Here is a 13,441-nt window from a genome sequence, read left to right as displayed (position 1 = left end):
AATCCATTCTTCCCTTGCCAGTTTTCCCGTTACCGTTTACTCTTTTCATGTGACCTCCTTGCTTTCCGTTGTTTTCGTTCAAAAACATGGTAGCAGGTGAGGTCATACCTTCGTTTCAACTAAGTTTAGGACACTTTCGCGTAAGGGTATAGGAGACCCGCATAAGATCAAGGTCGAACGAGTTGTTGTTCTTAAGGTACATCTTGACGGTCAGCATCAGGTCTGAATCGCGCCCTTCGGAAGGCGCGCCGATGGTGGCGCCAACAAGCTCTTTGGCCAAGGTGATCGTCTGCGAAAGGGGATTTTCCGCGAAGACCTTTTCCAGCTTCACTTCGGTGTTGGCTGAAACCTTTTGGGCAAGAGAGGCGCAGGAGGCCATGGCCGCCCCAATGAGCGCCATGATGGAAACAATCTTAAATCCGCGAAACCGCATAATCACAACTCCATGTATTTTGCCGGTTTGCCATTATCTGGCGCCAGGCTCCATTGCGCAATACCACTCGGACTTAAGGCCGGTTATAATGGTGCATATGGTCTTGATCGTGTTTTTGAAAGGTGGTTTGGATGTCTTCCGTAATTGCAGAGGCTCAATCGGCTTTGAATAACAAACTTGAAAAGCTTGAGGCTGAAATCAGAAAGCTTGGCTCTGTCCTGGTGGCGTTTTCCGGCGGAGTGGACAGCTCTTTCCTGCTCAAGACCGCGCACGATACGCTGTCCAAAACCGGCGGCCGGGCGCTGGGGGTGACCGCAAGGTCGTCCACATACCCGGCCCGGGAATTCGAGGAGGCGGTGAAAATCGCCGGGTTGATCGGCGCGGAACATATGGTGATCGTAAGCGAAGAGCTGGAGATAGACGGGTTCGCGGAAAACCCGGTCAACCGTTGCTACTTCTGCAAGGGGGAGCTTTTCGGCAAACTATCGGAAATAGCCGGAAAAGAAGGGATCGCCGCCGTGCTGGACGGAGCGAATGTGGATGACCTGACTGACCACCGCCCGGGAGCCAAGGCGGCGAGGGAAAATGGAGTCCGAAGCTTGCTGATTGAAACAGGTTTTACGAAGGATGACATCAGGGCATTATCAAAGGAAATGGGATTGCCGACGTGGGACAAACCTTCATTCGCCTGCCTTGCGTCGCGCTTTCCATACGGGACGCAGATCACAAACGAAAAGCTGACGATGGTGGACCGGGCGGAGGAGTTTTTGCGAAAGCTTGGTTTTGCCCAACTGCGTGTGCGGCATCATGGCGAGGTGGCCCGGATCGAGCTTGACGCCGCCCAGATGGCAAAGGCGATTGAGCCTGCGGCCTCTCGCCTTATTTACGGCAAGCTTAAGGAAATCGGATTTAAATACGTGGCGCTGGACATCGCCGGATACCGCACCGGGAGCATGAACGAGGGGATGAAAGCTGAAAAAACCAGGTAATTATATATTTCACTCGGTGAATATCCGCAAATACTCGTCGAATAAAAACATGCGGTTTCTCTTAAAACCTGTGATTTCTTTTAAAATCCCCTTTTCCTGAAAGCTGCGAATAAGTTGGTGCGTCGTTGGCACGGAAATTCTCAGCGTTTTAGAGACAACGGCCGCATTTACAGCCGGGATGGAATAAAGCAATCCAAGCAAATTGGAACCTTCCTTCGACCTCTTTCCCATTGTCATTATATCATTCTCGCAACGGCTTCGAAGCCGTATGATTTTTTCGAACACCGATTTTCCTTTTTTGGCGGTTTGCGCAACTCCGACTAAAAAGAATTTAATCCAGTGTTCGATATTGTCCGAGGTCCTGACAATTGTGAGCGCGTCATAGTACGCCCCTCGATTGCGTTCAAAAAAGTCTGAAATGTACAGCGTAGGCTTATCTAGCATTCCTTTGCTCATTAAATACAAGGTGATCAGCAATCTTCCAATGCGGCCATTACCATCCAGAAAAGGATGGACAGTCTCAAACTGATAGTGACTGATGGCGTTTTTGACAAGATGCGGTATTTCCAGATTGTCGTTATGCCAGAATTTTTCCAAATCCCCCACAAGCTCCGGCAACTCCGAGTGATGAGGAGGAATAAAAAATGCGTCCTTAAGAGAGGCTCCGCCTATCCAGTTCTGGCTTGACCTGACCTCTCCCGGCAACTTATGTTCCCCCCTCACATTTTCCAGAAGCCTTTTATGGGACTCTTTAAGCAAACGCATGGACAAAGGCAGTTCTTTCAGGCTTTCTATCGCGAAGTTCATCGCCTTTGTGTAATTTTGCACTTCCTGCCAGTCATTCTTTCTTTCAGGATTTATTTCCGATTCCGGCAGAACCGCTTCGTCCATGCCGGTTCTTGTTCCTTCAATCCTGCTGGAGGCGGTGGCTTCCTTTTTAATGTGCATATGGATGAAAAAATCCACATCAGGTACAAGTTTGGAGTAGGCGTTAAGTTCGCCAAGCAGTCTTGTTGCCTCTTCAAGCAGCACACTTATCTCCCCATCACTCCATACAAAACGCCTATTGATAAAATTAGGGGAAAAGCTTTTATAGCCATATTGTTGACGGTACACACCCGCCTTGAATTTTTCGTTTGCCATTTCTTTAACTATGCATATTTATAATTAAGCATAGGACGCTATCCTTAACTATGTCAACACATAATTAAAGTTAATCCTCCATCATTAATTATACGGGCGTGATAATTAAAGTTGCCCCAATCTTATGCTTATCAAAGTGTTATCGGCAGGAAAATGAGCAAACAGGCCGGATATCCTACAGTTTCTGGTATTCTTCCCTCAGGCGCTTCGCCTCGCCGAACTCCGGATCAAGCGACAACGCCTTGTCCAGCGCCTTGATTGCCTTGTCCTTCTGGCCGGACTCGAACAGCGCCCGCGCCAGATTGTAGAAAAGCCCCTCGTCGTCCGGGAAAACACCCAGCGCCTTGATGTACAGGTTGATCGCCTCGTTGAACTTGGACTGCTTGCGCAACGCGATGGCCATCCTGTTGTACAGAACCACGTTTTTTGGATTGATGCTCAAGGCGGCGCCGAACGCCTGCTCGGCCTTGTCGTAAATCTCTTTTTCCAGGTATGCGTTGCCTATCGCCGTTTTATGCTGGACGTTGTCCGGCTCCAGAATCACCGCTTTCTTGAACGACTCGTCGGCCTTGTCCACCATGTCGGCGCCAAGGTAGCTCTTGCCCAGTTCAACGTGGGTCTCGGCCTTGGCCGCATCTCGCTTGGCGGCTCTCTCCAGCACCTGAATGGAGGCCAGGTAGTCCTTCTTCTTTTGCAACGTCACCCCCAGCCAGTGGTCCGCCTCGTGGAACCGGCGGTCTTTCTCCATGGTGTTCTGGAAGGCGGCAAGGGCCTGGTCGTACATGTTCATCTCCAGATACGCCCTGCCTTGCATGTAGAAATATGACGGGTCTGGATTTGTCATCCCGGCTTCCCGGAACTTTGCGAGCGCGTCCTGGAAGGAGCCGGCGTCGAAAAGGGCCTTCCCCTCGTTGAAAATCTTGTCAGCGGTCTCCTTCAGGTCAGCCGCTTTCATCCCGAATGCGTCATAGATCATTTCCCGAAGCTCATTGGCGTCAAACGGGCGGGAGAGAATGTTCTCCACACCTTCTTTCCTGATGTCTTCAACCTCGCGCCGGTTGAGCTTGGGGGTGGTCATTATGAACTTTATGACGGAAAGGGCCTTGTCCGCCCGGAGGGACTTGAAGACCTGGAGCCCGGAATATTGCGGCAGGATCAGGTTTGCTATCACCAGCGACGGGGGACTTTTCTTTATTTCCGTGAGCACCTGCAGGCCGTTGCCCATGTCCGACACGTTGTGGAAACCCGAATCCCTCAACGCCTCGCGGATGTTCCGCACTTCCGTGGGATTGTCCACGACAAGCACGCGTATGTCGCCCAATTCCGATGGCATCCCCTGCGTACCTTTCCTTTTAGAAAGCCCCTTTTAGAATCAGAACCTCGGGCCGCGGGGATCGCGGCGGGTCAAAAAAAATTGCGGCCGCGAATCCCTTTTCAGGAATGCAAGATCATTCCAGTATGTTATTAAGCCGCATATACTCCACAATCAGCCGGGCCATCATGTCCGAGTCGTTGCGGGCGTTGTTGAACGTGATGTGATAGAGCGACTGGTCCCCCGCGTCCAGCCCGGTGAAATCCGCTATGAACTCGTCCCGGCTGTCCTGCCTGGCCTTTAGCATGTCCTCCGCCTCCCCCCGGGAGACTTTGAATACCTGTTCCGTCCGGTTGAGCCGCCAGGCATTGGAGGCCGTTATCCGGATATGGAGGCCGAAAAACTTCTTCGGATCGAGGTTCTGTGTGATGATCTGCGATCCGGCGCCCAGGATGACGCAGTTGCCCTTGTCCACAAGGTTTAAAATCATGTTGCGCATCCTCTGGAACACCACGGAGGAATGCGACTGCAGGTATTTTGGCACCAGCGCATCCACGAACCAGTCCTTGAACGTCCACCTTTTTTCCGATATCTCGTGGACGTCCGTAGCCTCCATGTTTTCATTGGCGCAGGCTTCTTCTATCATCTTCCTGGTGAAAAGGCTCCATTGCTGGCCCTTTCCGCCGATCTGCTCCACCAGCTTTTGCGCAAGTTCATACCCTTCGCATCCGAATTCCCGCGAGATGGTGATGAAAAACGCCGTTTTCTTCTTTTCCTTCTCCAGCGACTTCTGCCTTTTGGCGACCCAGTCGCGATAGAAGCTTATATCGAGAATGGCCTCCTTCTCATGGGGGTCACGCATCACATCTCCTCCTGTCTCATATGCTTAGGGTTGTCCTGTCCGTACGCCTGCGCGGCGCACATCATTTTATAGCCAATTGCCTGAAAAATAAAAGGGCTGAATGATTAAAAAACAGCCGGAAATCCCTTCACCAGCGAAGCAGAGTGGCCCCCCACGTAAGCCCTCCGCCAAAGGCCACCAGCAACGCGATGTCCCCCTTTTTCAACCGCCCTTCCGCCCATGCCTCATACATGGCTATTGGGATGGTGGCGGCCGACGTGTTGCCATAACGGTGCACGTTGACATATATCTTGCCGTCGGACACTCCCATGGCCTTGGCCACCGCGTTTATGATCCGCACGTTGGCCTGGTGGGGGATCACAAGCTTCACGTCATCGGCGGTCAACCCGTTTCTTTTTAGCAGTTCCCCCGCCACGTCCGCCATGCTTTTTACGGCCACCTTGAAAAGCTGGTTGCCCTTCATTTTTATGCAGTGGGACTTGGGGTCCGCGCCGGATTTGGCGGGATTGGCCGAGCCGTGCCCGGCGGTGAGCATGTCCGAATAGGACCCGTCGGCGAAAATCATGGACTCCATTATCCCGGACTGCCCGTCCGAGGCTGACAGCACAACCGCGGCGGCCCCGTCGCCGAACAGCACGCAGGTGCTCCTGTCGTCCCAGTCCACCAACCGCGAATTAAGCTCGCTTCCTATCACTATTGCGTTTCGCGCCGAGCCTGTCTTTATGAATTTGTCGGCGATGGTCAGCCCGTACACAAAGCCGGAGCATGCAGCCGATATGTCAAAAGCGGGGCAATCGCCGGCCCCAATCTCGCTTTGAATAAAGCAGGCGGTGGACGGATAGGTCATGTCCGGAGTGGATGTGGCGCAGATTATAAGGTCGATATCTTCAGCCGCGATCCCGCCGTTGCGAATGGCTTCAAGCACAGCCGGAACCGCCAGCTTGGAGGCCGTCATCCCTTCCTCGGCGATCCGGCGCTCCTTGATCCCGGTGCGGGTGACGATCCATTCGTCGGAAGTGTCCACAAGCTTTTCAAGATCGGCGTTGGACAGTATTTTCGATGGCATGTTCATGCCGATCCCGGCGATCCGCGAGCGTTTCCCCTCCTTTTTCATCCGTCAGTCCCCCTCGCGCCCGCCCAGGCCCATCTTGTTTTTCATCCTTTCAAAGAACCCGGGCTTGCCGCCGCTTTCAAGGGCCTTCGGATCGAGGATATGGAGGTTCTGGGCCAGGCATTCCCTTATGTGGCCGTTGACGTCGCCAGTGACAAACCTTTTGGCGGCGTATATCCCGTTTCGTATCGCCCTCGGTTCGCTGGATCCATGGGAAATGAACACCGCCCCGTCTATGCCGAGAAGCGGAGCCCCGCCCACCTCCGCGTGGTCCACCCTTTTTTTCATCGCAGCCAAAAACGGCTTTACGAGCATGTATCCCAGCTTTGTGCGCCAGTTGGTGGCGAACATCCCGCGCAGGAAGGTGGAGATCATCTCCGCCAGGGACTCGGATATCTTCAGCGCTATGTTGCCGGTGAACCCGTCGCACACCACCACATCGGAGACCCCCTTGTAAAGGAGCTTGGCCTCCACGTTGCCGATGAAATTAAGGTCGCTCTTGGCCAGAAGCTCAAACGCCTCGCGGGTGACATCGTTGCCCTTGGTCTCTTCCTCGCCGATGGACAGTATCCCCACTGTGGGACGCACGTCCCCGAGCGCGTACTGGGCATAGATGGAGCCCATTATGCCGAACTGGTAAAGATGCGCCGCCTTGCAGGTGACATTGGCGCCCGCGTCCAGCAGCACAGTGTGCCCCTTTACTGTGGGAAGCTGCACGGCTATGGCCGCCCTGTCTATCCCCTCCAGCGTCCGGAGTATCACGGCGGCGATGGCCATCACCGCCCCTGTGTTGCCGGCGGATATGAAGGCGTCCACCTGCTTGTCACGGACCATGGTGATCCCCACATGCATGGAGGAGTTTCTCTTTTTGCGCAAAGCCACCGAAGGCGATTCGTCCATGCGGACAACTTCTCCGGCGTGCTCGATGATTACGGAGGGGTGGGAAAAGGAGCGCCTGGCAAATTCCTTGCGGATTGTGGCCTCGTCCCCCACAAGGACTATCTCTATGTCCTCGATGGACCGGACGGCCATGATGGCGCCGTCTATGTTGACGCCGGGGGCGTTGTCCCCCCCCATGGCGTCTATGGCTATCCGGGTGGTCCGGCCGGAATGGACCCTGCGCGAGGAACCGCTTCTTGCATAAGGCCCAGCCGCGCTCATATTCAGGTCCGTCCCGGAAACGCCGTCAGGCCTCTTCGACTTCCAGGGCCTGCATTTCCTTGTATTGGCCGCAGGCCGGGCACACCCTGTGCGGCTGTTTGGGCTCTCCGCAGTTGGGGCATGCGGAGTTGGCGGGGGCCGCTATCCCGTCATGGGAGCGGCGATTTCCTCTTTTCCCGCGCGTGGTTTTTTTCTTCGGTACTGGCATCTTCTAAACCTCCATCACTTGATCAGTTTCTTGAGCGCCGCCAGCCTCGGGTCCAACACCTGGGCCTGGCATCCGCATTTTTCAACATTCAGGTCCGCCCCGCACACGGGGCAAAGTCCTTTGCAATCTTCCGAGCACAACGGCCTCATGGGCGCCGCCAGCGCCAGTTGGTCCCGCACCGGGCCGTAAAGCTCTATCTGCTCGCCATCATATACGGTGATGTCCATGTCCTCGCCGGAAAGCTCCTGCTCTTCTCCGGCGGCGGAGAACTCCTCCTTTGGCATGAACACCGCCGCAACGGTATCTTTCACGGGCAAGTTAAAGCTTTTCAGGCATCTGGAGCATTCCAGACCCATCACAGCTTCCACCTCGCCGTTGAAGTATATCGTGTTGTCAGCCTTGTACAGCCTCCCTTCCACCGTGACGTTTCCCGTCACAGGCAAAGGATGCGTATCGGCCGCAAAACTTTCCGGCGATATGGTCCATTTCTCGTCCGTCCCGTCCTCGGAAACGAGCGCGACTTTGACGAGAATTATCCCTTTTGTCTCTTCGCTCATACCTTCCGAAAACCCGGCCCGTCCGCCACGGCGAAAGCACGGAAAATCAAACCCATGCAAAACACCGCTGGATAAGCTCCACCAACTTCAAAATAAACTAGTTTTATATCATGAAGGGTTTGATTATGTCAAATCACCACGGCCAGACGGGCTATGCCCCGCCTGCCGCGCTTTTCAGGATGTCCCCCCAGGCTTCAAGCACGCTTCGCTCTTCATTCGCTTCGTTGTACCTCGAATGTATCAGCTCCGCCGCGGCCTTTCCTTTTGCCAACACACTTGAAGGATCGCGCCGGTATTCGCCCAGAACCCCCTCCACCGTCCGGGCGAAACCTGAAATATCCCCCTGGGGTATCGGATACGCGCATTCGGGCAGCATGAATTCCCTGGCGCCTCCTCCATGAAAGCCGAGCACCACACAGCCGCACGCCATCGCCTCCGCCGGAGGAAGTGAAAATCCCTCCGGGTATCCAAAGCTCAGGAAAAAAGCCGATTCCCGCAAAATCGCCGCCACTTCCGCCTCGCTCTTTCCATCTATCTGGGCCAGGCCGAATCCATCCAGCGCCCCCCGGAATTTTAAAATGTTTATCACCTGCGTCACGTCGGCAATGTTCTTGCGCGGCATGAAGGCTATGTGCGGCTTTTTTTCACCATCCGGCCGGAATACCGTGCTGTCTATCGAATGGACTATCCTCAAAACCTTGTGGCGGGGAAATGCGTATGCCAGGTAATCGAGGCTATCGGCCGACACCACCATCGTGGCCACAACTTCCGGATCGGTGTACGGCGTCTGCATGTCATCCTTTGCCAGCGAGTGGTTCCAGAACGTGTAATAGCAGTTCTGGTTGTACACAACCTTGCGGACCCCCCGCGCCAGCGTGGCTATTTTCGGGCCGTATATTTCCGGGGCCACAAGAAAATCATCGCCGCCAAGCCGCGCTTCCGCGGCGTTTGTCACCGGCGTTTCGTTTGCAAACCATTCGCAGCGGAATCCCGGACGCTCGTGCATTATCACGGCGTCCAGCCCATTCTTGTTAAGGATGTCCACGTGGCGGTACAGCTTTTTCACTCCGCCGTATGGCTGTGTGGCGTCGGTGCACAGGAAATATATTCTCATCGGTGGTCCGTCACCCTGATGACGCCGTTGACGAACTTTGCCTCGCGTTTCATCAGCTTTTCCATTTTGCGGTAAAACTCCGCCTCCATGTCAAAGTCCATCGCGATGGCGCATCCCATCACCAGGATCAGAAGGTCGGCGATTTCCTCGGCAAGCTCCTCCCCGGACTTGCCTTTTGTGACGGCGGCGGATATCTCTCCCAATTCCTCCGCCATAAGGCATATACGGTATTTCATCTCCTCGCCGCCGGTGTTGGCGAAATCGTGCTTTAAGTGGAACGCGCGCACCCGCTCCATCATCTCCGAAAACGCGGCTCCCATGCCCCTCCTTCCCCGCTTTATGTTTCTGATATGATGACACAACCTTGGCCGGATTGTGATACGAATGAAAAAAACCGCCGTAATACTGTTCATGGCGCTCGCTTCAACCGCGCTTTGCGCGTTGACGGCCGCAATGCCCATCGTGGAGGCTTTCGGCTCCAAGGCCATGGACGCCATGTTCGGCCTTGCCGCCCGGCCGGAGAAGGCGGACAGGAGGATCGTCCTCGTGGAAGTGGACCAGGCGAGCATAGACCATTACGAAAAGGACAACATCCCCTTCCCATGGCCGCGAGGGATGTACGCCCCGATCATTGATTTCGCCGCAAAACACGGGGCGAAAGCGGTGGTGTTCGATATATTGTTCAACAACATCTCCCCCTTCGGGGAGGATCAGGAATTTACGTTCGCAGAATCCATAAAAAAATCCGGGATCACATATCTTGCGGCAAGCTTTACCGGCAGCGACGAAACATCCACCACCGCAAACCTGGAAAAGTATGGCGTAAAACTTTCCGGCATGGCCCCGGAAGCCATTGTTAAAAACGGCGTGTCGCTCCCGTTGCAGGCGATACTGGACGCCGCCAGGGGGATCGGATCGGTGTCGTACAAACCTGACGCCGACGGGGTGTACCGGCGGGCGGCGCCTTTCATCCAGTTCGGCGGTTCGCTCATCCCGGCCCTTTTCGCCGCCCCTGTGGCCCCCATTGGCGCCGAAGGAATGTTTTACGGGGGGATGCTGGCCATGGGCGATCTTGCCATCCCGGTGGACGGCGAGGGGCGGATGTGGATCAACTATCACGGCCCGCGCGGGACATACAAACGATATTCCGCCGCAAAGGTCATTTCAGCGTGGACGGTGGAATCCGGCGGGGGCGAGCCTATTATCCCCGGAGATGAATTCAAGGGCGCTTACGTCATCGTCGGCTACACCGCAGCAGGGCTTTTCGATTTGAAACCGACGCCGCTGTCGTCCGTCTCCCCCGGCATGGAAGTGCACGCCGCCGCGCTTGACAACATCTTGAACGGCGACTTTTTGCGGACCGTCCCCTATGTGTGGACTATATTGATAGCCTTTATTGGCGCGGCGCTCGTCGCTTCGGCGGTGATACTTGTACCGTCGTGGTTCATCGCCGCGCTGCTTTCATTGTCCGTGGCTGCGGCGCTATTCGCAGCGTCGTACGAACTTTTCACGCACGGACAATGGATGAACCTTGTCACCCTGCTAAACGGCGCCTTATTCTCCCTTGTCGGATCCGCTTTTTACAAATACCAGGTGGAAGGAAAGCAGAAGCGGTATATCCAACGTGCGTTCCAGCATTACGTCTCCCCCAAGGTTGTCAGCCAGATAATCCGTGAACCGGAACGGCTGCAACTAGGTGGCGAGAAACGGACTATAACCGTGTTTTTCTCGGACCTGGTCGGGTTCACTACGCTGTCCGAAACTTTGCCGCCGTCCGGCCTTGTCCACATGCTAAACGAATACACCACGCTTATGGCGGACACCATCACCCTCCACGACGGCACTGTGGACAAATACATAGGCGACGCTGTGATGGCATTCTGGGGAGCGCCATTGGATCAGGAAAACCACGCGGGGCTTGCATGTATTTCCGCCATCGAGTGCTTGAAGAAGCTGGACGTTTTCCGCGCGGCGCTGACGGCCTCGGGGGGGCCGGCTGTGGACATGCGGGTCGGCCTGAACACAGGCGAGTGTGTAGTGGGCAACATGGGGTCGAAAGACCGTTTCGATTACACGGCGATAGGCGACGCGGTGAACCAGGCGTCCCGGCTCGAGGGGCTCAACAAGGCTTACGGGACACGGATACTGGCCGCCGAACCTGCGTTTATGGCGGCGGGCTGCGCCGTGTTCGGCAGGAAAATAGACTTTCTGAAAGTGAAGGGAAAAGACATACCCACCCTTGTTTTTGAAATCATGGCAAAGGGTGGTGAGGAAACGCCAGAGCAGATGAAGTTGAAAGAACTCTATGAATCGGCTTTCAATGCATATTTGAAACGGGATTGGGATACAGCGGAACACATCGCCAAAAATCTCGTGAATGATTTTGGCGACGGACCTTCGAGAACGATGCTCGAACGGATTGCGGCATATCGAGTCTCGCCGCCGCCAGCCGATTGGGACGGATCGTTCAAGCATATTGCCCAAATGCTCATCGGGGTGTTCTTCACCCCGATGTCCCAAAGTCAAGAGTTTAGCACTCTTATAAACATAGAGTCCGGGGTGAAGAACACCCCGGACAGCGTTCGTTTCGCGTGTTTTCCCTTTTGGGCAACAGTCCGGCCCGACCACGGATTCCTTTTCCTCTATAATTAATCCATGGCAGACAGATTCGCCCATTTGCGTGAGACCCTGGAAAACCTCCCGGCCGATCCGGGGGTGTACCAGATGAAGGATCCCTCCGGGAAAATCCTATATATCGGCAAGGCGAAATCGCTGAAAAACCGCGTGCGCTCCTACTTCCAGGAGTCGGCGGAGCTTTCGCCGCGCATTGCGCTGATGGTGGAAAAAGTGGCCCAGATCGGCCTTATCGTCACCGGGTCGGAAATGGAAGCGCTTGTGCTGGAGGACAACCTCATCAAGCGCGAACAGCCCCGCTATAACGTGATGCTAAAGGACGACAAGAACTACCCGTACTTAAAGCTCACCACCGGCGAATCGTTCCCGCGCCTTATGTTTGTGCGGCGGCGGGAGGACGACAAGGCGATGTATTTCGGCCCATACGTTTCCGCCAGGTCGGTGCGCTCCACCCTGCGGCTGATCCACAAGATTTTCCCGCTCCGGCAAAGCAGGGACAACCTGGACGGAAAGGACCCGCGCCGGCCTTGCCTGAACTACCAGATGAAACACTGTCTGGCCCCGTGCGCCGGGCTTGTGTCCAAGGAGGAATACACCGAGCTTGTCAACGAAGTGATCCTGTTCCTGAAAGGACGGAACACCGAGCTTCTGGCGCGCATGAAGGGGCGGATGATGGAGGCGGCGGACATGGAGCTTTTCGAGGTGGCGGCGCGATATCGCGACCAGATCGCCGCCATCGAAATATTGAGCGAGAGGCAGATGGCCACGCAGACAAGGCTCACCGACGAAGACGTGATCGCCATCAACGAAGAGGCTGGCAAGGCGATAATAAAGATATTCCAGGTGCGCCGGGGCAAAATCGTCGGGGACAGGCATTTCATGTTCGAAAGGCTGGACAAGCTGGACAGGCCGGAGGCTCTGGCGGCGTTCATCCGCCAGTTCTACACAGGCGGTATGGAAGTTCCATCGGAGGTGGTGGTGGGCGAGGAGCCGGACGGGCGCGAATCGCTGGAGGAGCGGCTCTCCGTCATTCGCGGGACGAAGGCGAAGATCATCGTGCCGGAACGCGGGCCGAAAAGGAAACTTCTGGACATGGCCGAACGCAACGCGGCGCTGCAGCTTGCAAGCCTGCTGAACACCTCGTCGGCGCGGGATGTTGCGATGGAAGAAATCCGTGAAAGGCTGGGGCTGGACCGCAAACCAGTGGTGATCGAAGGGATAGACATATCCAACACCAGCGGGCTGGCCTCCGTGGGGTCGGTGGTATGTTTCAAGGAGGGCGCCGCGTCAAAGCCGGATTACCGCAAATACAAGATCAAAAGCGTGGCCGGGCCGGACGATTACGCATCGCTGGCGGAGGTGATAGAGCGCAAGTTCACGCGTATTGCCGGAACTGGCGAACCTGCGCCAGACCTTCTGCTGATAGACGGAGGCAAAGGGCAATTGAGCGCGGTGATGGAACGGTTCGCGGCGATTAATTTGGAGCCACCTGCCATCGTCGGCGTGGCCAAAGGAGCGGACAGGGAGAATCCGGAGACTGACGAGTTCTACCTTCCCGGCCAGCGCAGACCGGTGGACTTTCCCCCATCATCCCCCGGGCGAAGCCTATTGCAGCAGGTGCGCGACGAAGCCCACCGTTTCGCCGTGGCGTATCACCGCAAGGTGCGCGGCGACGAGATGATGGCCTCAAAACTCGACAAAGTGGCCGGCCTCGGCCCGAAACGCAAGAAACTGTTGCTGACTAAATTCGGCTCATTGAAACGGGCGAGAGAGGCGACTGTGGAGGAGTTGATGGAAACGTTGAAGGTGACGGAGAAGATGGCGAAGAAGATAAGGGAGGGGATGTAGAACATTCGACTCTGTTATTGTTTTGCCAAATCATGGGATGGAATGCAAACATCATCTTTTGGCCTCTGC

13 protein-coding genes are annotated in these 13,441 nt (G+C 55.5%); 3 read left to right on the top strand and 10 right to left on the bottom strand.

Annotated features, from left to right (window positions below):
* Window positions 1-115: 115 nt before the first annotated feature.
* Window positions 116-433, bottom strand: coding sequence for a hypothetical protein (locus tag HZB29_00430; protein ID MBI5814060.1), 318 nt, complete (start codon window positions 431-433; stop codon window positions 116-118).
* A 131-nt stretch (window positions 434-564) separates the two neighbouring features.
* On the opposite strand from HZB29_00430, the gene larE reads away from it, so the two are divergent.
* Entirely contained in the window at window positions 565-1,422 is an 858-nt protein-coding gene (larE, locus tag HZB29_00425; GenBank protein ID MBI5814059.1) for an ATP-dependent sacrificial sulfur transferase LarE, read from the top strand.
* Window positions 1,423-1,431: 9 nt separating this feature from the next.
* Here larE and HZB29_00420 read toward each other — a convergent pair whose 3' ends face one another.
* The 9 genes from HZB29_00420 to HZB29_00380 all read right to left on the bottom strand — a co-directional run bounded on the left by HZB29_00420 (window position 1,432) and on the right by HZB29_00380 (window position 9,210).
* The gene (locus HZB29_00420) at window positions 1,432-2,565 is read right to left on the bottom strand and encodes a Fic family protein (GenBank protein MBI5814058.1); all 1,134 of its coding nucleotides are present in this window, start codon (window positions 2,563-2,565) and stop codon (window positions 1,432-1,434) included.
* Window positions 2,566-2,740: 175 nt separating this feature from the next.
* The gene (locus tag HZB29_00415; GenBank protein MBI5814057.1) at window positions 2,741-3,898 is read right to left on the bottom strand and encodes a tetratricopeptide repeat protein; all 1,158 of its coding nucleotides are present in this window, start codon (window positions 3,896-3,898) and stop codon (window positions 2,741-2,743) included.
* Window positions 3,899-4,013: 115 nt separating this feature from the next.
* Window positions 4,014-4,739: a cytidylate kinase-like family protein gene (locus HZB29_00410; GenBank protein ID MBI5814056.1), complete on the bottom strand. Its 726-nt coding sequence runs from the start codon at window positions 4,737-4,739 to the stop codon at window positions 4,014-4,016.
* A gap of 127 nt (window positions 4,740-4,866) precedes the next feature.
* Window positions 4,867-5,853, bottom strand: coding sequence for a ketoacyl-ACP synthase III (locus tag HZB29_00405; GenBank protein ID MBI5814055.1), 987 nt, complete (start codon window positions 5,851-5,853; stop codon window positions 4,867-4,869).
* Window positions 5,854-5,856: 3 nt separating this feature from the next.
* Window positions 5,857-7,011, bottom strand: coding sequence for a phosphate acyltransferase PlsX (gene plsX, locus HZB29_00400; GenBank protein MBI5814054.1), 1,155 nt, complete (start codon window positions 7,009-7,011; stop codon window positions 5,857-5,859).
* A gap of 25 nt (window positions 7,012-7,036) precedes the next feature.
* On the bottom strand, window positions 7,037-7,219 hold the full coding sequence (gene rpmF / locus HZB29_00395; protein ID MBI5814053.1) for a 50S ribosomal protein L32: 183 nt from the start codon (window positions 7,217-7,219) through the stop codon (window positions 7,037-7,039).
* 14 nt (window positions 7,220-7,233) lie between these two features.
* On the bottom strand, window positions 7,234-7,776 hold the full coding sequence (locus HZB29_00390) for a DUF177 domain-containing protein (protein MBI5814052.1): 543 nt from the start codon (window positions 7,774-7,776) through the stop codon (window positions 7,234-7,236).
* Window positions 7,777-7,927: 151 nt separating this feature from the next.
* Window positions 7,928-8,890, bottom strand: a complete 963-nt coding sequence (locus tag HZB29_00385; GenBank protein MBI5814051.1) for a glycosyltransferase family 4 protein — start codon at window positions 8,888-8,890, stop codon at window positions 7,928-7,930.
* Window positions 8,887-9,210: a nucleoside triphosphate pyrophosphohydrolase family protein gene (locus tag HZB29_00380; GenBank protein MBI5814050.1), complete on the bottom strand. Its 324-nt coding sequence runs from the start codon at window positions 9,208-9,210 to the stop codon at window positions 8,887-8,889. The genes HZB29_00385 and HZB29_00380 overlap by 4 nt, the downstream gene beginning before the upstream one ends.
* 64 nt (window positions 9,211-9,274) lie before the next feature.
* Here HZB29_00380 and HZB29_00375 point away from each other — a divergent pair, with 64 nt between their 5' ends.
* Together HZB29_00375 and uvrC are read left to right on the top strand one after the other, a co-directional pair.
* Entirely contained in the window at window positions 9,275-11,542 is a 2,268-nt protein-coding gene (locus HZB29_00375; protein MBI5814049.1) for an adenylate/guanylate cyclase domain-containing protein, read from the top strand.
* A 3-nt stretch (window positions 11,543-11,545) separates the two neighbouring features.
* Complete coding sequence (uvrC, locus tag HZB29_00370) at window positions 11,546-13,372, top strand: excinuclease ABC subunit UvrC (protein MBI5814048.1); 1,827 nt, start codon at window positions 11,546-11,548, stop codon at window positions 13,370-13,372.
* Window positions 13,373-13,441 lie beyond the last annotated feature (69 nt).

The organism is Nitrospinota bacterium, from assembly GCA_016235255.1.
Classification (GTDB): Bacteria; Nitrospinota_A; UBA7883; order UBA7883; family JACRLM01; genus JACRLM01.
The sequence above is the reverse complement of the archived record's forward strand: the minus strand, read 5'-3'. Positions and strand labels throughout refer to the sequence as shown.

Excerpts from the sequence above, each read along its gene's own strand:
- HZB29_00430 (MBI5814060.1), bottom strand. The coding sequence starts at position 433 with ATGCGGTTTCGCGGATTTAAGATTGTTTCCATCATGGCGCTCATTGGG.
- larE (MBI5814059.1), top strand. The coding sequence starts at position 565 with ATGTCTTCCGTAATTGCAGAGGCTCAATCGGCTTTGAATAACAAACTT.
- HZB29_00420 (MBI5814058.1), bottom strand. The coding sequence starts at position 2,565 with ATGGCAAACGAAAAATTCAAGGCGGGTGTGTACCGTCAACAATATGGC.
- HZB29_00415 (MBI5814057.1), bottom strand. The coding sequence starts at position 3,898 with ATGCCATCGGAATTGGGCGACATACGCGTGCTTGTCGTGGACAATCCC.
- HZB29_00410 (MBI5814056.1), bottom strand. The coding sequence starts at position 4,739 with ATGCGTGACCCCCATGAGAAGGAGGCCATTCTCGATATAAGCTTCTAT.
- HZB29_00405 (MBI5814055.1), bottom strand. The coding sequence starts at position 5,853 with ATGAAAAAGGAGGGGAAACGCTCGCGGATCGCCGGGATCGGCATGAAC.
- plsX (MBI5814054.1), bottom strand. The coding sequence starts at position 7,011 with ATGAGCGCGGCTGGGCCTTATGCAAGAAGCGGTTCCTCGCGCAGGGTC.
- rpmF (MBI5814053.1), bottom strand. The coding sequence starts at position 7,219 with ATGCCAGTACCGAAGAAAAAAACCACGCGCGGGAAAAGAGGAAATCGC.
- HZB29_00390 (MBI5814052.1), bottom strand. The coding sequence starts at position 7,776 with ATGAGCGAAGAGACAAAAGGGATAATTCTCGTCAAAGTCGCGCTCGTT.
- HZB29_00385 (MBI5814051.1), bottom strand. The coding sequence starts at position 8,890 with ATGAGAATATATTTCCTGTGCACCGACGCCACACAGCCATACGGCGGA.
- HZB29_00380 (MBI5814050.1), bottom strand. The coding sequence starts at position 9,210 with ATGGGAGCCGCGTTTTCGGAGATGATGGAGCGGGTGCGCGCGTTCCAC.
- HZB29_00375 (MBI5814049.1), top strand. The coding sequence starts at position 9,275 with ATGAAAAAAACCGCCGTAATACTGTTCATGGCGCTCGCTTCAACCGCG.
- uvrC (MBI5814048.1), top strand. The coding sequence starts at position 11,546 with ATGGCAGACAGATTCGCCCATTTGCGTGAGACCCTGGAAAACCTCCCG.